The 23,837-nt window shown below is 63.4% G+C and carries 23 protein-coding genes; 10 read left to right on the top strand and 13 right to left on the bottom strand.

What is annotated here, in order from left to right; all coding sequences use genetic code 11:
- Positions 1-286: 286 nt before the first annotated feature.
- Positions 287-901 carry an MOSC domain-containing protein gene (locus tag SAZ10_RS31230; RefSeq protein WP_318613405.1) on the bottom strand — a complete coding sequence of 205 codons (615 nt, stop codon included), beginning with the start codon at positions 899-901 and terminating at the stop codon, positions 287-289.
- 65 nt (positions 902-966) lie between these two features.
- On the bottom strand, positions 967-2,088 hold the full coding sequence (locus tag SAZ10_RS31225; RefSeq protein ID WP_318613403.1) for a beta-ketoacyl-ACP synthase III: 1,122 nt from the start codon (positions 2,086-2,088) through the stop codon (positions 967-969).
- Positions 2,089-2,494: 406 nt separating this feature from the next.
- On the opposite strand from SAZ10_RS31225, the gene SAZ10_RS31220 reads away from it, so the two are divergent.
- The gene (locus SAZ10_RS31220) at positions 2,495-3,268 is read left to right on the top strand and encodes a transporter substrate-binding domain-containing protein (protein ID WP_318613401.1); all 774 of its coding nucleotides are present in this window, start codon (positions 2,495-2,497) and stop codon (positions 3,266-3,268) included.
- A gap of 255 nt (positions 3,269-3,523) precedes the next feature.
- On the opposite strand, the gene tam is transcribed toward SAZ10_RS31220, so the two are convergent.
- The 4 genes from tam to SAZ10_RS31200 form a co-directional block, all read right to left on the bottom strand.
- Positions 3,524-4,303, bottom strand: a complete 780-nt coding sequence (gene tam / locus SAZ10_RS31215) for a trans-aconitate 2-methyltransferase (RefSeq protein ID WP_318613400.1) — start codon at positions 4,301-4,303, stop codon at positions 3,524-3,526.
- Positions 4,304-4,343: 40 nt separating this feature from the next.
- Positions 4,344-5,993 carry an energy-dependent translational throttle protein EttA gene (gene ettA, locus SAZ10_RS31210; protein ID WP_318613399.1) on the bottom strand — a complete coding sequence of 550 codons (1,650 nt, stop codon included), beginning with the start codon at positions 5,991-5,993 and terminating at the stop codon, positions 4,344-4,346.
- Between the two features lie 110 nt (positions 5,994-6,103).
- On the bottom strand, positions 6,104-6,994 hold the full coding sequence (locus SAZ10_RS31205) for an alpha/beta hydrolase (protein ID WP_318613398.1): 891 nt from the start codon (positions 6,992-6,994) through the stop codon (positions 6,104-6,106).
- Positions 6,995-7,093: 99 nt separating this feature from the next.
- On the bottom strand, positions 7,094-7,522 hold the full coding sequence (locus SAZ10_RS31200) for a VOC family protein (protein ID WP_318613397.1): 429 nt from the start codon (positions 7,520-7,522) through the stop codon (positions 7,094-7,096).
- A gap of 66 nt (positions 7,523-7,588) precedes the next feature.
- On the opposite strand from SAZ10_RS31200, the gene SAZ10_RS31195 reads away from it, so the two are divergent.
- Positions 7,589-8,275 (top strand): winged helix-turn-helix transcriptional regulator, encoded by a 687-nt coding sequence (locus tag SAZ10_RS31195; RefSeq protein ID WP_318613396.1) that lies wholly within the window; start codon positions 7,589-7,591, stop codon positions 8,273-8,275.
- 26 nt (positions 8,276-8,301) lie between these two features.
- Here SAZ10_RS31195 and SAZ10_RS31190 read toward each other — a convergent pair whose 3' ends face one another.
- The gene (locus SAZ10_RS31190) at positions 8,302-8,637 is read right to left on the bottom strand and encodes a hypothetical protein (protein WP_318613395.1); all 336 of its coding nucleotides are present in this window, start codon (positions 8,635-8,637) and stop codon (positions 8,302-8,304) included.
- A gap of 95 nt (positions 8,638-8,732) precedes the next feature.
- A complete protein-coding gene (locus tag SAZ10_RS31185) occupies positions 8,733-9,752 on the bottom strand; it encodes a ribonuclease T2 family protein (protein WP_318613394.1) in 1,020 nt (339 codons plus the stop codon).
- A gap of 135 nt (positions 9,753-9,887) precedes the next feature.
- On the opposite strand from SAZ10_RS31185, the gene SAZ10_RS31180 reads away from it, so the two are divergent.
- A complete protein-coding gene (locus tag SAZ10_RS31180) occupies positions 9,888-10,832 on the top strand; it encodes an alpha/beta hydrolase (protein ID WP_318613393.1) in 945 nt (314 codons plus the stop codon).
- Positions 10,833-10,891: 59 nt separating this feature from the next.
- The gene (locus tag SAZ10_RS31175; protein ID WP_318613392.1) at positions 10,892-12,025 is read left to right on the top strand and encodes a site-2 protease family protein; all 1,134 of its coding nucleotides are present in this window, start codon (positions 10,892-10,894) and stop codon (positions 12,023-12,025) included.
- A 37-nt stretch (positions 12,026-12,062) separates the two neighbouring features.
- Here the strand turns inward: SAZ10_RS31175 and SAZ10_RS31170 are convergent, their stop codons facing one another.
- Positions 12,063-12,962, bottom strand: coding sequence for a LysR family transcriptional regulator (locus SAZ10_RS31170; protein WP_318613391.1), 900 nt, complete (start codon positions 12,960-12,962; stop codon positions 12,063-12,065).
- Positions 12,963-13,068: 106 nt separating this feature from the next.
- On the opposite strand from SAZ10_RS31170, the gene SAZ10_RS31165 reads away from it, so the two are divergent.
- The 6 genes from SAZ10_RS31165 to SAZ10_RS31140 all read left to right on the top strand — a co-directional run bounded on the left by SAZ10_RS31165 (position 13,069) and on the right by SAZ10_RS31140 (position 20,043).
- Entirely contained in the window at positions 13,069-14,115 is a 1,047-nt protein-coding gene (locus tag SAZ10_RS31165) for an NAD(P)-dependent alcohol dehydrogenase (protein ID WP_318613389.1), read from the top strand.
- Positions 14,116-14,198: 83 nt separating this feature from the next.
- The gene (locus SAZ10_RS31160; protein ID WP_318613387.1) at positions 14,199-15,371 is read left to right on the top strand and encodes a CaiB/BaiF CoA-transferase family protein; all 1,173 of its coding nucleotides are present in this window, start codon (positions 14,199-14,201) and stop codon (positions 15,369-15,371) included.
- The gene (locus tag SAZ10_RS31155; RefSeq protein ID WP_318613386.1) at positions 15,368-17,017 is read left to right on the top strand and encodes a thiamine pyrophosphate-binding protein; all 1,650 of its coding nucleotides are present in this window, start codon (positions 15,368-15,370) and stop codon (positions 17,015-17,017) included. The genes SAZ10_RS31160 and SAZ10_RS31155 overlap by 4 nt, the downstream gene beginning before the upstream one ends.
- Positions 17,018-17,196: 179 nt before the next feature.
- Entirely contained in the window at positions 17,197-17,937 is a 741-nt protein-coding gene (locus SAZ10_RS31150; RefSeq protein WP_318613385.1) for a glycosyltransferase family 2 protein, read from the top strand.
- A complete protein-coding gene (locus tag SAZ10_RS31145; RefSeq protein ID WP_318613384.1) occupies positions 17,934-18,266 on the top strand; it encodes a lipid-A-disaccharide synthase N-terminal domain-containing protein in 333 nt (110 codons plus the stop codon). Before SAZ10_RS31150 ends, SAZ10_RS31145 begins: the two co-directional genes overlap by 4 nt.
- Positions 18,267-18,357: 91 nt before the next feature.
- Positions 18,358-20,043: a glycosyltransferase family 39 protein gene (locus SAZ10_RS31140; protein WP_318613383.1), complete on the top strand. Its 1,686-nt coding sequence runs from the start codon at positions 18,358-18,360 to the stop codon at positions 20,041-20,043.
- 28 nt (positions 20,044-20,071) lie between these two features.
- On the opposite strand, the gene SAZ10_RS31135 is transcribed toward SAZ10_RS31140, so the two are convergent.
- The 4 genes from SAZ10_RS31135 to SAZ10_RS31120 form a co-directional block, all read right to left on the bottom strand.
- Entirely contained in the window at positions 20,072-20,530 is a 459-nt protein-coding gene (locus SAZ10_RS31135) for a CHRD domain-containing protein (RefSeq protein ID WP_318613381.1), read from the bottom strand.
- Positions 20,531-20,801: 271 nt separating this feature from the next.
- Positions 20,802-21,773 carry an ABC transporter substrate-binding protein gene (locus tag SAZ10_RS31130; protein WP_318613380.1) on the bottom strand — a complete coding sequence of 324 codons (972 nt, stop codon included), beginning with the start codon at positions 21,771-21,773 and terminating at the stop codon, positions 20,802-20,804.
- 23 nt (positions 21,774-21,796) lie between these two features.
- Positions 21,797-22,957, bottom strand: coding sequence for an ABC transporter permease (locus tag SAZ10_RS31125; RefSeq protein WP_318613379.1), 1,161 nt, complete (start codon positions 22,955-22,957; stop codon positions 21,797-21,799).
- Complete coding sequence (locus SAZ10_RS31120) at positions 22,954-23,832, bottom strand: ABC transporter permease (RefSeq protein ID WP_318613377.1); 879 nt, start codon at positions 23,830-23,832, stop codon at positions 22,954-22,956. Before SAZ10_RS31120 ends, SAZ10_RS31125 begins: the two co-directional genes overlap by 4 nt.
- Between the last annotated feature and the right edge of the window lie 5 nt (positions 23,833-23,837).

Here is a 23,837-nt window from a genome sequence, read left to right as displayed (position 1 = left end):
TCTTCGAGCGCCGCCACATCGGCGCAATCGAACGCCCACCGCCCGTCAATCCAAGCAAAAGGAAGCCGACTTGCTCCCCGCATCAGATGAGCTTCGCATATGCATAATTTTCCCCGGACAGCCCTGCACAAGGGGGGAGATTGGCTGTCATTGACGGTTTCGCCAATCTCCAAAGTTCGCGATTGGCGAAACCAAAGCGGCAGTCCGATCTCCCCCCTTGTGGGGGAGATGTCCGGCAGGACAGAGGGGGGCGCGAAGGGCGCCACCTCTGAAGAATGTCGGCGCCCTACCCCCGATAAATCCACTGCTCCGGCACGCGCACCGAAACCTTCTCCCCTGCCCTGATCGTGCCGGGCTTCTCGACCCAGCCAACCAGACCGCGCAATCGCTTCGCGACTTTCGGAAAGAGCAGCGCGCCGGCAGCAACGTCCTTCATACCGGCATTTCTCGCGATCGATTCCCCCGAAAACCGGCACGGTCCGTTCTGCGCACCGACCTTGACCGTCGCCCCATTCGCGAAGAAGAGCAGCGTGCCCGAGGGCAGCATGGAGAGCCTCGGCACACCGTCGATGACCAGGTTGGCGCCGATCCACTCGGGCTTGATCTCGGCAATGCCCATACGCCCCGCCACGATAGCCAGTTCGTCGCTGGCCACAATGGATAGTTGGCGCGCATTGCGCATCTCCGTGCCGCGCGGATACCACGGCTCGCGACTGCCGGAACGTCGTGTAACACCGGAATGCAGGTCGCGCTCGACGCCCTCGAAGCTGAGGGCCAGAGCGTCGACAGCCTCAGTCACGAAATCCTTGCCGTAGGCGGCGAACACACCGGTGACACGCGCCTCGAGCTTTCTGGCAGGAAGGATTTCGATATCGTCGGGCGGCTGCAGAAGGTCGAGCACGGGCTATCTCCAGGATCAGCCCGGAAAATGCAGCCTTCGCTGGCCAGCGTCCAGCCCCGGCGACGTTACATCATTCTCAAGAGCGCGCCGCCGATCGAATAGCCGGCGCCGAAGGCGCAGATCAGGCCGTAGTCGCCCGTCTTCATATCCTCGTGGTTCTCCTTGAACGCGACGATCGCGCCCGCCGCCGCCGTGTTGCCGAGCCGCTCGAGCACGGTCGGTGCGCGGTCCTGGCCGACCTCGTGACCGAAGGCGAGCTTCAGGATCATGGCGTTCATGCGGGCGTTCGCCTGGTGCAGCCAGAAACGGCGGATTCCGTGCGGGGTGAGCCCGTGCTCGGCGAGGAAGCCGACGATGAACTTGTGGCCGGCGACCGTGACCTCCTTGAAGACCTTGTTGCCGACCTGCTTGATCATGTTGCCTTCCATGTCGATGAAGGCCGTGTCCTCCTGGCCGGCACGCAGCAGGAAGCCGAAATTGGTGCGGATGTTGTTGGAGAACTGGGTCCAGCTCCGCGTATCGACGATCTCGAACCGGCCCGGCCGCTGCTCGTCCTCGTCCAGCCCCTCGATCACCATAGCGGTCGAGGCATCGCCGAAGATGAAATGCGTCTGCCGGTCGCGGAAGTTCAAATGGCCGGTGATGATCTCGGGCGTGACGACGAGCACGCGGCGCTGCGCGCCGGTGCGCACCAGGTTGAAGGCGACGTGCAGGCCGGCCGCTGCCGAGGAGCAGCCGAGCGCCATGTCGAAGGCGGCGCCATCGATGCCGAGGGCGTTCTGGATCTCGATGCCCATCGCCGGATAGGGCCGCTGATGGTGCGACGCCGCGCAGATCACCATGTCAATGTCGGCGCCCGTGAGCCCGGCATGGTCGAGCGCGCGCTTCGCCGACTTCACGCCAAACTCGGCCATCACCGAAAGTTCCGAGTCGTCGCGCGCAGGGATGCGGGGCGCCATGCGCTCAGGGTCGAGAATGCCGTCGAGCATCAGCACGTGGCGTTCCCTCACACCCGATGCGTGCAGGATGAACTCCTGGTCTGACTTCTTCAGCGGCGGCTCGCCGACGGCCGCGCGCTTGTCATTTTCCTTGTCGACCCAGCTGTTGAAGCTCGCGACCAGCTCTTCATTGGTAATCCGGGCCTCGGGGATCTCGACCCCGATGCCGGAGATGGTCGCGCGAAACATTCGTTACTCTATCCCCGTACCCCGGTTGAGCGCCGCCCGATGCGATCCCGCGTGATGCTGCGCCGCGGTGGTTTATGTCAGATTAACCGGTTTGCAAAGCTCAAGGACAGCGCAAGCCGCTACGCGGGCCCGCGGCCCGGAATGTAGCATGTGTGTGCGCGGCTTATGACTGCAGTTTCTCATGAAGGTCAAGGACAGTTCGAGCAGAAACCATGGCCGCCGTGCCTTGCATGGTGGCTCATAGCGACACCTTGCCGCCGCCGAATCGCCGTAGCCGAAGGGCCCAGGTGCTGGCCGATCGGCCTCCAGCATGTAGGAACGATAACCGAACAACCGACTCGCCACGAACGCTTGCTGATGTTCATGCGCGCCGTGGTTGATAATCGAATGACGAGAAGGAAACCGCATGCAGCTCTCCAGACTGCTCCCCGCCGCCATTGCCGCGACCGCGATCGCAGTCGCGGTCTGCGCGGCAGATGCACAGGACCGAATGAAGCTCAAGATCGCGACCGAGGGCGCCTATCCGCCCTTCAATACCATCGGCCCGGACGGCAAGCTGTCGGGCTTCGACATCGATATCACCAATGCGCTCTGCGCCAGGATCAACGCCGATTGCGAATTGGTGGCCCAGGACTGGGACGGCCTGATTCCTGGCCTGCAGGCGGGCAAGTTCGACGTCATCATCGCCTCGATGACGATCACCGAGGAGCGCAAGAAGCAGGTCGCCTTCACCGACAAATACTACAGCACGCCGCTGTCGCTGGTCGCCTCGAAGGACAGCGATTTCGACTCCACCGATCCGGCCCTCTTCGCCGGCAAGGTCATCGGCGTACAGGGCGCCACGGTCCAGGCGGACTATGCCGATGAGCACTACGGCAAGGCGGGCGCCGTGGTTAAGCTCTATCCGAGCTGGGAAGAGGCTGCCATTGACCTGATGGACGGACGCACCGATGCCGTCGTCTCCGACAAGATCCAGCTCATGAACTGGCTTGCGAAAGGCGGCAAGGACTGCTGCAAGATGCTGGGCGACCTGGAAGGCAGCGCGACGGAGGCCGGGATCTCGCTGAGGCTGGGCGACGACGCGTTGCGCGAGAAATTCAACGCAGCCCTCGACACGATCCGCTCCGACGGCACCTATGCCAGGATTGAGGCCAAGTATTTCAGCTTCGATATTTATTGAAATTTGCCGATCGCCGAGACGGCCGTCAAATTGCCGGTTCGATTTGTGACCTTTGCGCCGCCCCTCATCCGCCTGCCGGCACCTTCTCCCCGTAAACGGGGAGAAGAACGGCTTCCTCTTTGGTTTCGCCAATCGCCGACGTTGCAGAACGAGCGCCGTCCGAGGCGGCCGGCCGTCTTCTCCCCGTTTACGGGGAGAAGGTGGCGGCAGCCGGATGAGGGGCAGCGCCAACGCCCGAGATCAATCCGCCGAGTACTACCGGACCGCCACGATGAACAGCCGCGGAAACCTCAGCAGCACCTTGCCGTCTTTCTGCGCAGGATAGGCGGCAGCAATCCTCGTCCGATAGGCCGCGAGGAACTCATCCCGCTCGGCCGGGTCGAGCGGATCGAGGTAAGGCTTCAGGCCTGTCGCCTTCACCCACTCCACGATAGCATCTGCTCCGGCAAGCGGATGGTTGTAGATGGTGTGCCAGATTTCGACACGTGACGAGAGGCCGGAGAGCAGGTTGTAATAGAAGGACGTCTTGGGCAGCGTGCCGCGCGCGGCATTGGCGAGCTTTTGCGCGAACGGCATGGCGGCGGCGGCCTCGTCCATCATCACGTGGCTGGGCTCCGTGCGATTGTCCGGCATCTGTACCGCGAGCGCACCGCCGGGGGCCAGGAAACCCATCAGCCGCTGCAGGATCGCAGGGTGCTCCGGGAGCCACTGGAACACGGCGTTGGCGAAGATCACGTCAATCGGTTCGGCCGGCTGCCAGTTCGTCGCATCGGCGAGCTCGAAACTGACTGCGGGCAGACGCGCCCTCGCCTTCTCGATCATATCGGGCGAAGTGTCGAAGCCGCTCACCGCCGCCTCGGGCCACCGCGCAGCGAGCAGCTCGGTCGAGTTGCCCGGCCCACAACCTATGTCGACGACCCGCCGCGGCGCCGCGACCGGCACCTGCGCGAGCAGATCGCGCGCCGGCCGCGTGCGCTCGTCCTCGAATTTGAGGTACTGCGCAGCGGACCAGTCTGGGCGCTGGGTGGTGTTCATCGACAGACCTCGCGGCGTTTGTAGACCCGGACGACCCAAATTACCGCGTCAGCCGCTTGTACGTGACCCGCTTCGGATTGACGCTGTCCGGCCCGAGCCGCCTGATCTTGTCCTGCTCGTATTCCTCGAAATTGCCCTCAAACCACTCGACATGGCTGTCGCCTTCGAAGGCGAGGATGTGGGTGGCGAGCCGGTCGAGGAACATGCGGTCGTGGCTGATGATGACCGCGCAGCCGGCGAATGCCTCGAGCGCGTCTTCAAGCGCCGACAGCGTCTCGGTGTCGAGGTCGTTGGTCGGCTCGTCGAGCAGGATCACGTTGCCGCCCGCCTTCAGCATCTTGGCGAGATGCACCCGGTTCCTCTGGCCGCCCGAAAGCGTGCCCACCTTCTGCTGCTGGTCGGCGCCCTTGAAGTTGAACGCCCCGCAATAGGCTCGGGAGTTCACCTCGTGCTTGCCGAGCTTGATGATGTCGTTGCCGCCCGAAATCTCTTCCCACACCGTCTTGTTGGAATCGAGCGCGTCGCGGCTCTGGTCGACATAGCCGAGATGCACCGTGTCGCCGATGCGGATCTCTCCCGAATCGGGCTTCTCCTGGCCAGTAATCATGCGGAACAGCGTCGTCTTGCCGGCGCCGTTCGGGCCGATCACGCCGACAATACCGCCGGGCGGCAGCTTGAATTCGAGATCGTCGATCAGGAGCCGGTCACCATAGCCCTTCGACAGCTTGTCGGCCTCGATGACCACCTGCCCGAGCCGCTCGCCGGCCGGAATGATGATCTGCGCCTCGCCGGGGCGGCGCTCGTTGGCTGCCTTGACCAGCTCGTCATAGGCCCTGAAGCGCGCCTTGGACTTCGCCTGCCTCGCTTTGGGGCTCGAGGCGATCCACTCGCGCTCGCGGGTGAGCGCCTTCTGGCGGGCGGCCTCCTCGCGGCCCTCCTGCTCGAGCCGCTTCGCCTTCTTGTCGAGATAGGCCGAATAGTTGCCCTCGTAAGGAATGCCGCGCCCGCGGTCGAGCTCCAGGATCCAGCCGGTCACGTTGTCGAGGAAGTAGCGGTCGTGGGTGATGATCATCACCGCGCCCGGATATTCGCGCAGATGCTTCTCGAGCCAGGCCGTGGTTTCTGCGTCGAGATGGTTGGTCGGCTCGTCGAGCAGCAGCAGGTCGGGCTGCTCGAGCAGCAGCTTGCACAGTGCCACGCGCCGCTTCTCGCCGCCCGAAAGCATGCTCACGTCGGCGTCGGGGGGCGGACAGCCCAGCGCCTCCATCGCCATCTGAACCTGGCTGTCGAGATCCCACAGGTTCTTGGAGTCGATCTCGTCCTGCAGCCTGGCGCCCTCTTCGGCGGTCTCGTCCGAATAGTTCATCATCAGCTCGTTATATCGGTCGAGGATCGCCTTCTTGGCTGCCACCCCTTCCATGACGTTGCCGAGCACGTCCTTGGACGGGTCGAGCTGCGGCTCCTGCGGCAGGTACCCGGAGGTCGCGCCCTGGGCGAGCCAGGCCTCGCCGGTGAACTCCTTGTCGAGGCCCGCCATGATGCGCAGCACCGTCGACTTGCCGGCGCCGTTCGGCCCGAGAATGCCGATTTTGGCATCGGGATAGAAGGAGAGATGGATGTTTTCGAGGATCTTCTTCTGGCCGTACGCCTTGTTGAGTCCGGCCATGTGATAGATGAACTGGCGTGCCACGCGCGCTTTTCCCGTGTCTCGAATGGAATGGAAGTTGCGCGCTATTTAGGCGATGGCGCGAAGCGGGGCAATGCGCCCCGCTTCGAATTGTCCCATGGCGAAGGCGGGAGCTACTTTGCCTCGACCACCTCGTTCCAGCTCTTCGGCTTGTCGGTGCCATCGAGGAAGCCCAGCACCGTCGCCGGAAGCGCCGGCGAGTAGAAGATGTCATAGTGCGTCGCGTTGGGGATAATTGCCAGCCGGTTCTGCGAGATGTTCTCGCGCATCCAGCCAGCGTCCTTGAGGCCGCCGCCGAGCAACTGGTAGAATTTCACGATATGCTCGGGCCTGTACATGTCGCTGTCGCCGAAGACGAGCATGGTCGGCATGGCGAGCTTCTTCACATCCTCGGACCAGTCGAAGTGTTCGCTCATCAGCTCGCCGATGCTCTGAAGCAGGCGCGGAAAGTCCTCCGGCTTCGGTGCCACGGCCATGTAGGACTTGTACATGGGCGTGTCCTTCATGAACTCCGCAGCGGCGGCTGATATCTGGACCTGCTGGGCGCGGATTTCGGGGTAGAAGCCCTCCTCCGAATAGCCGGCCGAGACGATGGCCAGGCGGCGCACCATCTCCGGGTGCTGTACGGCGAAGCGGAAACCAACGCCCGCACCGAAGGAATAGCCGAGCACGTCGAGCTTGTCGTAGCCGAGCGACTTGAGCACGGCAGCCATGTCGTCGCCCATGTCGAAGAGGTCCATCTTGCGGTCCCCGAGCTCGGTGCGGCCGTGCCCCTGCAGATCAAGCGCGATGACCTGCCTGTGCTCGGTCAGCGCCGGCATGATCGGTTTGAACATGTCGGTCGAGCCAAGACCGCCATGCAGCAGGAGCAACGGCTCACCCTCGCCGCTGATCTCGTAATAGTAGTTGAGGCCGTTCGCTGCCACATAGCCGGTCTTCACTTCGGCATGTGCTGCGGTCGCGACCAGCGTCGCGACGGCCCCGAGCGTTGAAAGCGTCTTCATCGATGTTCTCCCAATCTTCGGCGTGTCCGGCCCGCGGGCGGCCCGCTTCTCGGCCAGCGCCATTCTCATCCAAATCGGCAGTCAGTCACCGGGGCCGCATCAGGCCGCAGCCGTCTCGCCGCCGGCCTTCATGGCTGCCTCGACATCCATCCACATGACTTCCCAGATATGGCCGTCCGGGTCCTCGAAGCTGCGGCCATACATGAAGCCGTAATCCTGCTTCGGGCACGGATCGAGCCTGCCGCCGGCGGCAGCCTTGCCGACGATCTCGTCGACGCCATCGCGGCTATCGGCGGAAAGGCACAGCAGCACCTCGCTTGTCGAGCGCGCGTCGGCGATCGTCTTGGGCGTGAACTGCCGGAACTTCTCGTGCGTAAGCAGCATGACATAGATCGCGTCGGAGACCACCATGCAGGCAGCGGTATCGTCGGAGAACTGCGGGTTCTTCGTCGCGCCGACCGCCTCATAGAAGCCAATGGAACGCTTCAGGTCCGCTACCGGCAGGTTCACGAAAATCATTTTGGGCATTTCGGATGCTCCTCTCCTGAGGTTTCGATTTGACCGTCATAAGCCTTGGTGTTATAAATTGCAACTATGAAGTTAGAAAAAATAACCAAGCATTCAGATTCCTCACGGCGCCGCTATGAAGACGCCTGCGGAACCGCTCACGCCCTGGATCTGATCGGCGAGCGCTGGGCGCTGTTGATCGTGCGCGAGTTGATGTTCGGACCGAAGCGCTTCAGCGATCTGAGGGGCGACCTCCCCGGCATTAGCGCCAATGTGCTCACGCAAAGGCTGGAAGGGCTCGAGGAGTTCGGCATAGTCCAGCGCAGGAAGCTGCCGCCGCCGGCCTCCGTGCAGGTCTATGAGCTGACGCCATGGGGCCTTGAGGCAAGGCCGATCATCGAGAGCATGGGGCGCTGGGCCATACGCTCGCCCCATCACGATCCGACGATGCCGATCAGCGCGGTGGGGCTGATGTCGTCGTTTCTCACCATGTTCAGTTCGGAACGTGCAGCTGACATGGATGCCCGCATCGGGGTGCGGTTCGGACCGGAGAGCTTCCTCGTCCGCATCGGCAGGGGCGGGATCGGCGTGACACGGAAAGAATTCGACACCGCCGACGTGATCTTCGAAGGCACCCCGGCTGGACTTGGAGCAGCCGTTTATGGCGGGCAGTCGTTCGATGCGCTTGCGGCCGACGGAGCCCTCTCTGTCACCGGCAACCGCGCACTCGCCGAACGCTTCCTGACCCTCTTTCCTCTGCCCCCGAAAGCGTGACGAGCATCATCTCGAGAGGCTGGCTTTCATGCCGTCGGATCGAGCCTCCACACCGGAAACACGGCATTTGTCGTCGAGCCCATCGCCATGACCATTGCCTCATGGTCGAAGCCCGGCAGCGCGCTGAGCAGGGCGACCGCTTCCTTCTCCCCGACAGCGCCTTGCGGAAAGGCGCAGGCCAGCCGGCCGTCGGCGCCGAACAACAACCACCAGACATCGGCATCGAATGGCCCGCTGTCATTGGTCTCGATCATTACCCCGCCGAGCTCCTCGAGCTCGACTGCGCGGGTCTCACCTTCCGGATCGGTGACGCTGATGTGATCCTCGATCGAGTCGACGGTCCAGGAACTTTCAGTGTTCATTCAGTAACCTCTGCGGGCAACGGATCACCGATCTGTCGATCCTATCAGCTTTGCTTGCGCAGCGAGAGATGGCTTTCGATGACGGCGGAGAGCCGTTATTGAGGCCGGGGCCGGTCCACGAATCCTTTCGGGCAACCGGCGCCCGTGGGCGAGGATGCCATTATCAGGCTGGCCAGGGAGCTGTCAGGACCAAGCGGACCAGTCAGCCCAAGCGTGAGTTCGCTGATCAGCCTGCGGCCGCTGGACGGATCCTTGACACAGGCCACACGTACCCGTTTCCCCGCCCCTGCGCCGAAGGCTTTATCGAAGGCGTCGCGTATCTGATCCGACGTAAGCTCGCGGCCGACATTCTGCGCAAAGAGATCGCGGGCGGCCGAGCCGTTGACGGTGCGCATCAGGGTCAGCGCTTCGGAGAAATACGCCTGTTGGCTGAGGCCCGAACAGGTGCCGTGCTTGATCCACTCATGCCTTTCGAGCTGAGAAGCGGTACCCGGCATCACCTGATCGAGCTGCTGCCGCGTCGCTGCATCGAGTTCGACCGGCGGCAAATCCCGCCAGTGGCCCGGTGAATCCTTTGCTCTGTCGTCAGCACTCACGCCGCAATAGAAATTGCCATTAGGCTCGGGCCAAAGTCCGTGCAGCGTAAAGCGGCTGGCATCGAAACCATCGGCCATCTCGGCCTTGCATTCGCTTTTCTCCGGCCTGGTCTCGCAGAAGGCCGGCTGCCAGCTCAGTGCAAAGATATAGTCGGGCTTGCCAGTGCCGGAAGCCGCTCGCTTCTGCGGCGCAGCCGGCGTTGCTGAAGCGCCGGGCTCATTCGCTGCGCCCTGGCCGGACACATGCCCGCAGGTCACCTTCACCCAGCGCCGCTCCGGGTCGGCGCCAGGCACGCGGATGAGATAATGCGTCGGTTCATCCTTGTTGCCTGCGAGCAGATCGTAATTCTGGCCGATCGCGGTGCTTATGTTGCCGGGATTCCTGCCGCTCTTGATCGACTGCGTCGCCGGGCAGCTCGCATCGGCCACGAAGCTGCCGCTCAACTTCTTTTCGGCATGCGCGACGCCCGCCGCCATGACGGCAGCGAGAACAATGCCGTAAGAGATAGCCGACCGCATGATACCTCCCATTTTCCGGGCGGTTTGCTGAAACCATATCAGGTTCGATTGACGCAAAACGCGCGCCGGCACAAACCAAATATGCTTTCGCAACCGCAGGATGACGTTACCGAAGGCGAGCCAGGAGAAGCGCGGATGTCGTTCAGCGATCACCGGATAGTTCAGTCGCCCAGCGGCGCGCAACTCAAGCTCTATGTCCGCCGCGCCCAGGCCGCGCCGCTCGGCATTATACAAGTCAATCACGGTATTGCAGAGCATGCAGCCCGTTACGGCCGCTTTGCCGAGGCGATGGCCGCGCACGGCTTCCATGTCTATGCACATGACCACCGCGGTCACGGCGGAACGACGGCGCCCGATGCGCCGCAGGGCATGTTCGGCCGGCCCGACGGGGTCGCGAAGCTAATTGCCGACGTCGCGGCAATCCACGACCTGATCGCCTTGGAGCAGCCCGGCCTGCCGGTCATCGTCTTCGGACATTCGATGGGCGGGCTGGTCGCCATGAACTTCGTCCTAATGCACTCCGCGCGCGTTGCGGCAGCGGCGATCTGGAACGCCAACTTCTCCGCAGGCTTGCTCGGCCGGTTTGCGCAAGCGATCCTGGCGTGGGAACGCTTCCGGCTCGGCTCGGACGTGCCATCCCGCATTCTGCCGCAGCTCACTTTCGGCGCCTGGTCGAAACAGGTCACCGACCGCCGCACAGAATTCGACTGGCTGTCACGCGACCCGACCGAGGTCGACAAATACGTGGCCGACCCTCTTTGCGGCTGGAACGCATCCATCTCGATGTGGATCAATGTCTTCCATCTCGTCTTCTTCGGCGCTGACGACCGCAATTTCGCCGGCGTGCGCAAAGAACTGCCGTTCAACCTCGTCGGCGGCGAGAACGACCCCGCGACCAGCGGCGGCAAGGCTGTGCTCGACCTCGCTACGCGCTTGAAGCGAATGGGGTTTTCTGATGTCGTTACAAAAGTTTATGGCGAAACCCGGCACGAATCCCTCAACGAATTGAATCGGAACGTGATCACCGAGGATTTCGCTGCCTGGGCAGAGCGTGCGGTTTCGGAGGCTTCCCGACAGTGACCCGTTTTCTTCACGGCAGGATAGTTTATCCTTTGCTGTCGGGAGCGACGGAGCAGTCCATGACCTGGTCCTTCAAGATCGGAACCTTCGGCGGCACGGAAGTGCGCATCCATGTCACCTTCCTGTTGCTGCTGCTCTGGATCTGGTTCGTGCATTACCGGATGGGCGGAACGCCCGCGGCCTGGGAAGGCGTAATCTTCATTCTCGCGGTGTTCCTTTGCGTCGTGCTCCACGAATTCGGCCATGTGCTCGCCGCCCGTCGCTACGGCATCCATACACCGGACATCACCCTGCTCCCTATCGGTGGGCTCGCCAGGCTGGAGCGCATGCCGGAGCAGCCGGGACAGGAGTTCGTGATCGCGATCGCCGGGCCGCTCGTAAACGTGGTCATCGCCGGCATCCTTTTTGCAGCCCTCGGTTATTCCGTCGGCTTCGATCAGCTGGCCGAGATCGAGAATCCGCATGTGAATTTTTTCGTGCGGCTCGCGGGCGTCAACGTATTCCTGGTGCTCTTCAACCTGATCCCCGCCTTCCCGATGGATGGCGGGCGCGTGCTGCGCGCCGTGCTGGCAGTCTGGCTGCCGTGGTCGCGCGCCACCCAGATTGCGGCCACGATCGGCCAGGGGCTCGCCTTCGTTTTCGGCTTCCTCGGCCTCTTATACAACCCGCTGCTGATCTTCATCGCGATCTTCGTCTATCTGGCGGCAGCCGCCGAGGCGCAGAATGCGCAGCTTCGCGACGTCGCCTCCAGTGTGCTGGTCGGTGACGTGATGATCACCAGTTTCGCAAGCCTGCAGCGCTCGTCCAACATCGACGAGGCGGTAGAGGCGATGCTTGCGACGACCCAGCGTGAGTTCCCCGTGGTCGATCAAGACGGCAAGTTCGACGGACTGCTGACGCGGGACGCCATGATCCGGGCGCTGCGCGAAGGTGGTCCGGCGACGCCGGTAGCTTCAGTGATGCTCAAGCACATCCCGGTGAGCCATCCGCGCAAAAGCCTCCAGCACAGCCTGAGGCTGATGCAGGAGGCCGGCGCGCCGGCGGTCGCGATCGTCGATGATGCAGGTCGGCTGGTGGGCCTCATGACCCACGAAAACCTCGGCGAGATGATGATGGTGCGCGCCGCGCGGCCTGAGGGCTTCCGCTTCGGGCGACTGCGGCGGGAGACACGAGGAGCAGGTGCGGGGCGGTGATGTTGCCGCGACCGTCGGTCGGCGCATCATAAGATATTCATCCCATCATGCCCGGTAGCCGAGCCGCCAGCGCGTCGATGAGCACGCGTACGCGCGACGGTAGGAAAGGCGCCCGCGGCCAGAGCGCCGAGCTGTTGAATTCGGCCTTCGGAAAATCGTCGAGGCGGACAAGCTCGCCTTTCGCGACGCGTGGCCGGATCAGCCAGCAAGGCAGCCATGCGAGCCCCAGCCCGGCGGCGGCGGCGTCGCACATCGCCTCCAGGTCGTCCAGCCGGATGCGGCCGTTCATCGCGATCTCCGTGGTTCCGCTCTGCCTGTCTGGAAACAGCCAGGTGCGCGTGTACTGCGGTCGCGCATAGTCTATCGCCTGATGCGACGGTAGCTCGGCCAACGATCTGGGCCTTCCCTGCTTTTCGAGATAGGCGAGAGAGGCACAGACAACCATCCGCTGCCGGGCGAGCGTACGGGCCATGAGGCCCGGATGATCAGGGAGCGTACCGTTGCGGATGGCCAGGTCGTAGCCCTCCTCGACAAGGTCGACCGGCCGGTCGGTGAAGCCGATTTCCAGCACGAGCCCCGGATGCCTGCTCGCCACCTCATAGAGGACAGGCGCGACGCAATGGCGACCGAACACGACCGGGACCGTGACGCGGACCTTGCCGACCGGCTCCGCGCGGCCCGACTCCAGCGCCATCTCAGCCTCCTCGAGCTGCCGCAGAACACGGAGGCAGCGCTCGTAAAAGGCAAGCCCATCTTCAGTAAGGCTGAGCACTCTTGTCGTGCGGTGGCACAGCCGCACGCCAAGCCGTGTCTCCAATCGGGCCACTGCCTTGCCGACTGCCGAGCGGGAGAGATTCAGCCGCCCCGCCGCAGCGGCGAAGCTGCCCGCCTCCACCACAGTCACGAATTCGCGGATTCCACTCAGTCGGTCGGCCATTGTCCACCATTGTAGAACATTCGGATACATTAAACGGAAATACTACCCGCACTGCAATTCACTAGGAGCGAATATCTTGCCGGCCTATCTTCCAACGGAGCCAGTGATGAACCAGCATGTCAGGACAGGCGCGATGCAGCGGTGGGCATTGACGGATACAGGTCGCGACCATCTGGAACTCGGCGAGACGCCTATTCCCGAGCCTGCAGCCAACGAGATCCTCGTCAAGGTCTCGGCCGTGTCGCTCAACTATCGCGACCTTCTTCTCATCGACCGCGGCTTTGGACTCCCCGCTGGATTGCGGCCGTTCGTGCCTGCTTCAGACGCCGCCGGCGTCGTCGTGGCCGCAGGTGAAGATGTGAAGCGCTTCAAGGCAGGTGACCGCGTGATCTCCACCTTCATTCCGGGCTGGATCGACGGACCGGGTTCGGGAACCGGCCGTAACTACGGCGCGACCACGCTGGGAGGCCAGCATCAGGGAGTGCTTTCCCAGTATATTGTGCTCGACCAGGACTGGGCGGTTAAAGCCCCGGAAAGCCTGACTGACGCGGAGGCGAGCACGCTGCCCTGCGCCGGGCTCACCGCCTGGACCGCGCTGGTCGAGCGCGGGGACCTGCGCGCCGGCCAGACCGTTCTGGTGCAGGGCACCGGCGGTGTCGCGCTGTTCGCCCTGCAGCTTGCAGCCATGCATGGCGCGGAAGCGATCGTCGTTTCTGGCGACGACGCCAAGCTCGACCGCGCCAAGGCACTCGGCGCCAAGCACGGGATCAACCGTAACAAGGAGGACTGGGTGGAGGCCGTTTACCGCCTGACGGGGGACCGCGGCGCCGACCATGTCTTGGAAATTGTCGGCGGCACCCACTTCGGCCGTGGATTGGAGGCCGCGGCCATTTCCGGCCGGGTCTCGCTGATCGGCGTGCTGGAGGGCTTCGAGATTTCCGGCCATTTCCGGCCGCTCGCGCAAAAGCAACTCGTCGTGGAAGGCATCCAGGTCGGCCATCGACGGGCGCTCGAGGATTTCGTCCGCGCCATCGACCGGACCGGCCTCAAGCCGGTAATCGATGCGGAATATGCCCTGGCCGACCTGCCCGCCGCGCTCTATCACTTGCAGCGTGGACCGTTCGGAAAGGTCGTCGTGCGAGTGACAGGCTGACCCGTCAACCTGTCACAGGGTGACAGTTTCCCCGCGCTTTGCTAGGCAGCGCCGGCGAAAGACTTCGGAGCTGTCGGCGATCCATGGCTAGTCCCCCATTGAAAGGCGTGCGGGTCATCGAGCTGGCGCGCATTCTCGCTGGCCCCTGGGCCGGGCAGATGCTGGCGGATCTCGGCGCCGACGTGATCAAGGTCGAGAACCCGGACGGCGGCGACGATACGCGCAAATGGGGGCCGCCTTTCGTCGAGGGCGAGGACGGCGAAAACCTTTCGGCCGCCTATTATCATGCCTGCAACCGCGGCAAGCGCTCGATCGCGATCGACTTCTCGACGCCCGAAGGTGCCGATCAGGTGCGGCGGCTTGTCGCCAATGCCGACGTGCTGATCGAGAATTTCAAGCTCGGCGGCCTCAGGAAATACGGCCTCGACTACGAAAGCCTGTCGAAAATCAATCCGCGTCTTGTCTATTGTTCGATCACCGGCTTCGGCCAGGACGGGCCCTACGCCGCACGAGCAGGCTACGATTTCATCATCCAGGGCATGTCGGGGCTGATGTCGATCACCGGCCCAGCCGGAGGCGAGCCACAGAAGGTCGGCGTCGCGGTCACCGACCTCTTCACCGGCCTTTACACGGTGATCGCGATCCAGGCTGCGCTGCGCCACGCGGAGAAGACAGGCGAAGGCCAGTTCATCGACATGGCGCTATTCGACGCGCAGATCTCCGTGCTCGCCAACCAGAACCTGAACTATCTCGTGTCGGGCAACTCACCGCGGCAGATGGGCAACGCACACCCCAATATCGCGCCCTATGAGGTGCTGCCTGTGAAGGACGGGCACATCATCCTCGCCGTCGGCAACGACGGTCAGTTCCGGAAGCTGTGTGCGGTGCTCGGGCTGGATATTGCGTCCGACCCGCGCTTCTCGACCAATGCGGCCCGTGTCGCCAATCGCGAGGCGCTGCGCGCGGCGCTCGTCCCCGCGGTAGCCACGTTCGGGCATCATTCCCTGTTGGCCAAGCTCGAGGCGGCCGGCGTTCCGGCGAGCCCGATCAACACGATCGGCGAGATGTTCGCCGATCCGCAGGTCATCGCGCGCGGCATGAAGATCGATCTCGACGACGGCCACGGCAACAGCCTCCCCGGAGTGCGCTCGCCCATGCTGATGTCGAAGACCCCGCTTGCCTATGGACGCCCCTCGCCGAGGCTTGGCGAGCATACGGCGGAAATCCTTGAAGAACTGGAGAAGCCAGGCGAATGAGAACCGGCGGACAACTGATCGTCGAAGCTCTGGAAGCAAACCGCGTCGAGCGGATCTATTGCGTGCCCGGCGAAAGCTATCTCGCGGTGCTCGACGCGCTCCATGATTCCCGCATCAAGACCATCGTCTGCCGCCAGGAAGGCGGTGCGGCAATGATGGCGGATTGCCACGGCAAGCTGACCGGCAAACCGGGCGTGTGTTTCGTCACGCGCGGCCCCGGGTCCACGAACGCTTCCGCCGGCATCCACATCGCCATGCAGGATTCGACCCCCCTGATCCTGTTCATCGGCCAGATCGCACGCGGCATACGCGACCGCGAGGCGTTCCAGGAAGTCGACTATCGCCGCTTCTTCGGCGGCATCGCCAAATGGGTGACCGAGATCGACGACCCGGCACGAATCCCCGAACTCGTGACCCGTGCTTTCGCCGTCGCAACCTCCGGTCGCCCGGGCCCGGTGGTGATCGCGCTACCGGAAGACATGCTGACGGAAGAGGCGGAAGCGCCGGCCGCACTGCCCTACGTGCCGGTCGAGACCGACCCGTCTGCGGCGCATATGGGGGAACTCGAGAATCTGCTGGTGAACTCGCGGCGGCCGGTCGCGATCCTCGGCGGCAGTCGCTGGAGCGGGGAAGCCAAGGCGGCGATCGAAAAAGCAGCCGAGGCCTGGGCGCTGCCTGTCGGCTGCTCCTTCCGCCGGCAGATGCTGTTCGATCACCTCCACCCTTGTTATGCCGGAGACGTCGGCATCGGCATCAACCCGAAATTGGCAAACTACATAAAGCAGTCCGACCTCGTGCTGCTGGTCGGCGGGCGGCTGGGAGAGATGCCATCATCCGACTACACGCTGCTCAAGAGCCCCTACCCCGATCAGAAACTCGTCCATGTTCATCCCGATACGAACGAACTCGGCCGGGTCTATCGGCCGACGCTGGCGATCAACGCCTCGCCGGACGCTTTCGCGCGCGCCTTTGCCGAACTGAAACCAGCCGCGCCGCCGATCTGGGAGGATGAGGCGACCAGCTTGCATGGCGCCTATCTGGACTGGTCGACGCCGCCGGAGACAGGCCCGGGCCCGGTGCAGATGGGGCCGATCATGTCCTATCTGGAAAGCGTGCTCCCGGAAGACGTAATCTTCACCAACGGTGCTGGAAACTATGCGACGTGGGTGCATCGCTTCCACCGTTTCCGCCGTTTCGGCACGCAGGCTGCGCCGACTTCAGGCTCCATGGGCTACGGCACGCCTGCCGCGGTGGCGGCCAAGGAGCTCTTCCCGGACAAGCTCGTGGTCGCCTTTGCCGGCGACGGCTGCTTCCTCATGAACGGCCAGGAATTCGCCACAGCCGTGCAATACGAACTGCCGATCATCGTGATCGTCGTCAACAATGGCATCTACGGCACCATCCGCATGCATCAGGAGCGCGAATATCCAGGCCGCATCACGGCCACCGACCTCAGGAACCCTGATTTCGCGGTGCTTGCCCGAGCCTATGGCGGCCATGGCGAGACGGTCGAGAAGACCGCGGACTTTGCGTCGGCCTTCGAGCGCGCTCGGGCGAGCGGCAAGCCATCGATCATCGAAGTGAGGCTTGACCCCGAGGCGATCACCCCAACCCGAACGCTGTCGGATATCCGCGAACGGCGATGAAGGGGGTGCACCGGGGACTGCTACTTTTTTCCACAGAAGAGCAGAGCGGCTCGGGCGAGCGCGGGCGGCAAAAAGTAAACTGTCCCCTGCACTTCCCCTCAGCCACAAAGCCGCAATCTGCGAGGTAGCGCATGGCCCCGCCCGATGTTAATGAGGCCGCGATTTCCCGGAAACATTTCATGCCTGAAGCCCAAGCGCCGGCCATTTCGGTCGTCATTCCCTGCCGCAACGAAGCCCAGAACCTCGCTTTCCTGCTCGACGAGGTGGACACGGCTTTGTCCGGCCGCGATTACGAGGTGATCGTGGTGGACGACGGCTCGACGGACGCCACCGGAAGGGTACTGGCCGAGCGCATCGCCAGGGGCGACAGCCACCTGCGCCACGTTCGACACGACCGCTCGGCCGGCCAGAGTGCCGCCGTCCGTTCAGGCGTTCTTGCAGCAAGGGGCGCCGTCGTCGTTACCATGGATGGCGACGGCCAGAACGATCCTGCCTATCTGCCGAAACTGGCCGACGCGTTGGAGGCCGCCGGTCCGGCCGTGGGAATAGCCGCCGGCCAGCGGCTGAAGCGAACCGACACCAGGCTCAAGCAGCTTGCCTCCAAATTCGCGAATGGGTTGCGCGAAGCGATCCTCAAGGACGGCACGCGAGATTCCGGTTGCGGACTCAAGGCGGTTCGCACCGACATCTTCCGCCGGCTTCCCTATTTCGACGGCTGGCATCGCTACATGCCTGCCCTGGTGCTGCGCGAAGGCTACGGCGTCGTCCATATCGACGTCGTCGACCGGCCGCGCCGGCACGGCAAATCCAACTACGGTATCTTCGACCGGGGCTTGCGCGGAGCACTCGACCTGATCGGCGTCTGGTGGCTGCGCCGACGCCGCAAGGTGGTGCCGGCCGTAACCGAGATCAAACCATGACCGAAATCTTCGGCTCGCTGCTGACCTGGCTGCACGATGTCTTCATTCGGCAGTTCGATGCCTGGGTCGTGCTGGGCTTCATCGCGCAGGCGCTCTTCATGATGCGCTTCGTCGTTCAATGGGTTGCATCGGAGCGGGCCAAGCGCTCGGTGGTGCCGGTGGCCTTCTGGTTCTTCTCGCTCGCCGGCGGCGCGCTGCTTCTGGTCTATGCCATCCAGCGTGAGGACCCGGTCTTCATCCTCGGCCAAGGGTTGGGCCTCTTCATCTACATCCGCAACCTTTGGCTGATCGCCAACGAACGCAAAGCGATGCGCGTCAACGGCGGTTGAGCATGCCGCGTGATCCCAAACCGGAGGTCAGCGACAGCAAAGGTTGCAGATTTTTCGGAAGAGATCATGCACCAAACAAAAGGCAGACCGGATGGCGGCTGAACTTGGGTCATTCCGCTATGGTTCATCGATGCGGCACTACGCGCTGCTGATCCTCATATGCCTCGCAGCCTTCCTGCCTGGAATAGCATCGCTGCCGCCCATCGACCGCGACGAGCCACGCTTCGTGCAGGCCTCCAAGCAGATGGCCGAAGGCGGCGACTATATCGATATCCGCTTCCAGGGCGAGAGCCGCTACAAGAAGCCGATCGGCATCTATTGGCTGCAGAGCGCAGCAGTCGAGATGGCTGGGGGCGGGGCCGCAGCCCCGATCTGGGCTTATAGATTGGTTTCCGTGCTGGGCGGCCTCATCGCCGTCTGCGCTACATTCGCGATCGGACGCAGTCTGTTCGGCGAGCGCGAAGGCCTGATCGCGGCAATCGCACTTGCCGGCATTTTCGGTCTCGCCTTCGAGGCGCGGATCGCCAAGACCGACGCCTTCCTGCTCGCGACCGCTGTGGTGGCGCAGGGGGCGCTTGCGGGCTTCTATCTCGCCATGCGGAAAGGTGAAAAGGCACCGGGCCGAACGGTTTGGCTATTCTGGATCGCCGAAGCCGTCGCCATCCTGATCAAGGGACCGATCGTTCCCCTGCTCAGCGCGCTCACGGTAGGCGCCGTTGCGGCTTTCGACCGCGACTGGCGCTGGCTGCGGGGCCTGAAACCCATCCGCGGCCTGGTCCTCGTCCTGCTGATCGTAGCCCCCTGGATCATCGCGATATCGTTGAAAGGCGGCTGGGCCTTCTGGCAGGAATCGGTAGGCAAGGACATGATGGGCAAGGTCGCCAGCGGGCAGGAATCGCACGGCTTCCCGCCGGGCTATTATGTGCTCACCTATTCGCTCTTCCTATGGCCGTTCGGCGCCATGGCGCTGGAAGGCGGGCTGGCGGCGCTGCGGCGCTTCCGCTCCGATCCGCGGCTCCTGTTCCTGCTCTGCTGGTACCTGCCCTGGTGGATAGTCTGCGAGCTCATGCCGACCAAGCTGCCACACTACGTGCTGCCGGCCTATCCGGCGCTCCTGCTTCTGATGGCCTGGCATCTGAACCGGTCCGAGGGCGCTGAGGCAGCGCCCTCCCCCCCTTGGATGTTCTGGCTCGTCTGGATAGCGCGCGTCGGAGTAATTGCAGTGACCGTGGCGCTGGCAGCGCTGGCAGTTGGTCTGCCGCTTTATTTCGACGGCTTCTCGGCCTGGAGCATCCCTTCCGCGATCGCCTTCGTCGCGGCCGGCTGGCTAGGCTCGGGGATCATGGTGACCTGGCAGCCGCTGCGCCGTGTCGTCGGCGCCACCCTCGCCTCTATGGTGGGAATGGGGCTGCTTGCAGGACAGGTGCTGCCCAGCCTGGACCAGATCTGGCTCGGCCGCGAAGTCGCGCGCGCTTACTCTGCCGCAAAGCCGTGTGCGGACTCGAAACTGGCGTCGGCCGGCTATGACGAGCCGAGCTTGGTGTTTCTCACCGCCACCGACACGCTTCTAACCGACGGAGCCGGCGCGGCCGCGTGGCTCAAGGGCAATCGCTGCGGCGTCGCGGCCGTGGAGAGGGTCGAGGAACCCGCTTTCCAGGCAGCGTTCAATCAGTCCGCTGCAAAGCCGATCGCCCTCTCCAAGATCCAAGGCCTCAACTTCTCCAACGGCCGCGCAGTGTCCGTAACCCTCTATCGCCTGCCGTTCGAGAGCCAGTAATCGGTGCGTGGCCGCGGGGTGACCTACGTCACATGCTGCCGCCTGCTTTCTGCTCCTCGACTTGGCCGCGTATCTCGCCGTCTGGGTGGGCATCGGTGTGGATGTTGATGTAATATTTGCCTGCCTGGAGATCACGCGCCTGCGCCTTCGTGAGCTTCGCCGAGCCTTTGATCGGGCTGTCCAGCTTCCCTTTGAGTGGAACCGCGACGTCGGCGCTCTGCCCGCGCTCGGCTGGACCATGGAAATGAGCCGCAGTCGCGGGGCCCGTCAGGCCAGAATAGTCGACCGTCCACCTCAGTCTTTGCGTACCGGTGTTGTAGGTCACGTCGGCGGTGCCTGTGCCCTTGCTGTCGTTTGACGGCGTCTCCTGGCTGGCGTCGAGCTTGGCTTGGTATTTGATCGTCTTGGCATAAGCAGACGGTGCAGCCATCATCACCAATAGAGCCAATGCACCGGCGATCGCCCGTGCGATTGTGATTTTAGACATCGAATTCCTCCTGAGGGGTCCTTGCCGATCGAAATGCAGTATCGGCTCGCAGTATGCACGACCCTCCAGGAACGGTTACCGCCCTTACAGGTTGCGAGTTGCCGGAATAATATTTGCAAGTCGCGATCCCTGGCGCGATGATCCCAAGATGGCTCGCAAACGTAGGGGTGGCCCGACTGATTACGAGTTAAGCTTCGTCTGAACCGATGCAAGCTGCTCAAGAAAAAGGGGCGGTCACCCGCCCCTTCTGTACTCATCCGAGTTTGAGCGACTACTTGATCGCCTTGTCGGTGATGGCGGAAGTCCAGGCGCCCGAGGGCTCCTTCGTGATGATCTTCTGGTCGAGCAGCGCCTTGGCCGTGCGCTCATAGGCAGGCACGACGAGCTTTCCGTCGGCATTGTCGATCAGCTTGGCAACCTCGCCCATCATGCGCTTCTGATGGTTCTCGTCCTGGCCGCCATTGTCCATCACAATGCCGGCCGCCTCATCTGGATTCTCGGTCGCGTACTTCCAGCCTTTCATCGAAGCCCTTACGAAGCGCACCATCTTGTCCTCGAAGGCCGGATCCTTGAGCTTGTCCTCGAGCGTATAGAGCCCGTCTTCGAGCAGGTCGTTGCCCATCGCGGTGTAGTTGAAGACGATCAGGTCCTCCGGCTTGTAGCCCGCGTCGATCAGCTGCCAGTACTCGTTGTAGGTCATGACCGAGATGCAATCGGCCTGCTTCTGGATGAGCGGCTGCACGTCGAAGCTCTGCTTCAGCACCGTGACGCCGTCAGGCCCGCCCTCTGTCTTGAGGCCGAGCTTGTTCATCCAGGCGAAGAACGGATACTCATTGCCGAAGAACCAGACGCCGAGCGTGTGGCCCTTGAAGTCGGCCTCGGTCTTGATCGGCCCGTCCTTGGGACAGACCATCTCCATGCCGGCCTTCTTGAAGGGCTGGGCGATGTTGACCAGCGGCACGCCCTTCTCGCGGGCGACCAGCGCGCCGCCCATCCAGTCGACGATCACGTCGGCGCCGCCGCCGGCGATCACCTGCTCGGGCGCGATATCGGGGCCGCCCGGCTTGATGTCGACATCCAGGCCCTCTTCCTCATAGAAGCCCTTGTCCTTGGCGACATAATAGCCGCCGAACTGCGACTGGGTGACCCATTTCAGCTGCAGGGTGAGCTTGTCGGCCGCGAAAGCCTGGAATGCGGCAAGCGAGATGGCGCTTGCCAGAAGCGGAATCATCAGTTTTTTCATATCTGTTACCCTCTGAAGTTGGTCTATCCCCCGCGGATAGACGGATGCCAGAACGTGGCTGCCCGTTCGATGAGCGCGACCACGCCATAGAAGACGGAACCCGCAAGCGCCGCAACTGCGATTTCCGCCCACACCATATCGACGTTCATCCGGCCGACTTCGGTCGAGATACGAAACCCCATGCCGACAATCGGCGTGCCGAAGAACTCGGCAACGATAGCGCCGATCATGGCGAGCGTCGAATTTATCTTGAGGGCGTTGAAGATGAAGGGCGCGGCCGCCGGCAGACGCAGCTTGAAGAGTTCCTGCCAGTAGTCGGACGCGTATGTGCGCATCAGGTCGCGCTCCATGCGGCCGGCAGCGGCGAGTCCTGCGACTGTGTTCACCAGCATCGGGAAAAAGGTCATCACCACAACGACCGCCGCCTTCGAATGCCAGTCGAAGCCGAACCACATCACCATGATCGGCGCGACCCCGATGATAGGCAGCGCCGAGACCATGTTGCCGATCGGCAGCAGCCCTCGGCGAAGAAACGGGACGCGGTCGGCGAGGATCGCCGTCAGGAAGCCCAACGAGCAACCGAGCGCATAGCCGATGATCACCGACTTGAAGACAGTCTGCTGAACGTCGGCCCACAGTATAGGCAGCGAATTGGCGAAGCGCACGCCGATCAGGCTCGGCGGCGGCAGCAGCACGAAGGGGACGCCCGCGCCGCGTGTGATCCCTTCCCAGAGGATCAATATCCACGCGCCGAAGATCACGGGAATAATAAGCCTCAACAACAACCTGGCAGCTCGGTCGACAGGCTTGAGTTCGGAGAGCAGGCTGACCGAGAGCCAGGCAAGCAACCACGCCGCGGCGAGTGCCATGAAATAGGGCGCCAGCGCCGTGCCCACAAACGCGGAATCATACATGGCCTGAATGAGGAGCCACGCCGCGGCAAGAGAAGCGGCAATCAGCATGAAGATCCGCGCAAGGATGGACGGCAGCGCCATTGACGCAAGGGATGCGACGAGCAAAACACCGAAGATCAGGCTCTTCGTTCCCATGTAGGGATAGTTGATGGTGGCCGTCGGATTGGCGATCGCGTCCGCCTCGGGCCGGGTCATGGCTCCCATGGCCACGGCGGCGACGCAGATAAGGATGGCCAGCACAGCCTGCCATGAGGGCTTCAGCCAGTTCATGCCGGTCGAGCTCCCATCGACCGCTCGACCACCTTCCCTACGATCCCGACTATGGTGACGAGCAGCGCCGCCACAACCGAGCCCGCAATCAGCGCCGCCCAGATGTCGATCGTCTGGCTGTAATAGGAGCCGGTCAGCAGCTTGGCCCCGATACCGGCGACCGCGCCGGTCGGCAGCTCGCCGACAATCGCGCCGACCAGGCTCGCGGCGATCGCCACCTTCATCGACGTGAAAAGGAAGGGCACGGAGGCCGGCACACGCAGCTTCCAGAACAGCTGGCTGCCGCTCGCATTATAGGTCCGCATCAGGTCGAGATAGATGAGCTCGGGCGAACGCAACCCCTTCACCATGCCGACGGCGACCGGGAAGAACGAAAGATAGGTCGAGATCAGCGCTTTCGGGATCAGCCCCACGATGCCGACCGCGGCGAAGACGACGATGACCATCGGCGCGATCGCCAGGATCGGTACCGTCTGCGAGGCGATGATCCACGGCATCAGGCTGCGGTCGAGTGCCGTGACGTGGACGACGCCGACCGCGATCAAAACGCCGAGCGCGGTGCCGAAGACGAAACCGAGCAGCGTCGAGGAGAGCGTGACCCAGGCATGGTAGACGAGGCTCCTCGCGCTCCACGGTTTCACCATGAAGGTGGAATTGAAGAACGCGACCGCCACCTGATGCGGCGCCGGCAGCACGGGCTTGGGCTGCGACAGCGTCTTGCCAATGAACTCCATCCCGCCCGGCGTCACGCCTCCACGCTTGTCCATGTCGCGCTGGAACGGCGTGTTGAGGATGACGGCTGCGACATACCAGACGACGATCAGCCCGGCCAGCAGCGTAAGAACGGGTACGATCTTGTCACGCGTACGGTCCATGCCAC

The sequence above is a fragment of the Mesorhizobium sp. BAC0120 genome (genome assembly GCF_033542235.1).
In the GTDB taxonomy this organism is placed as follows: Bacteria; Pseudomonadota; Alphaproteobacteria; order Rhizobiales; family Rhizobiaceae; genus JAWRCU01.
Note: the sequence above shows the minus strand (reverse complement) of the source record. Positions and strands in the feature narration are given on the sequence as shown.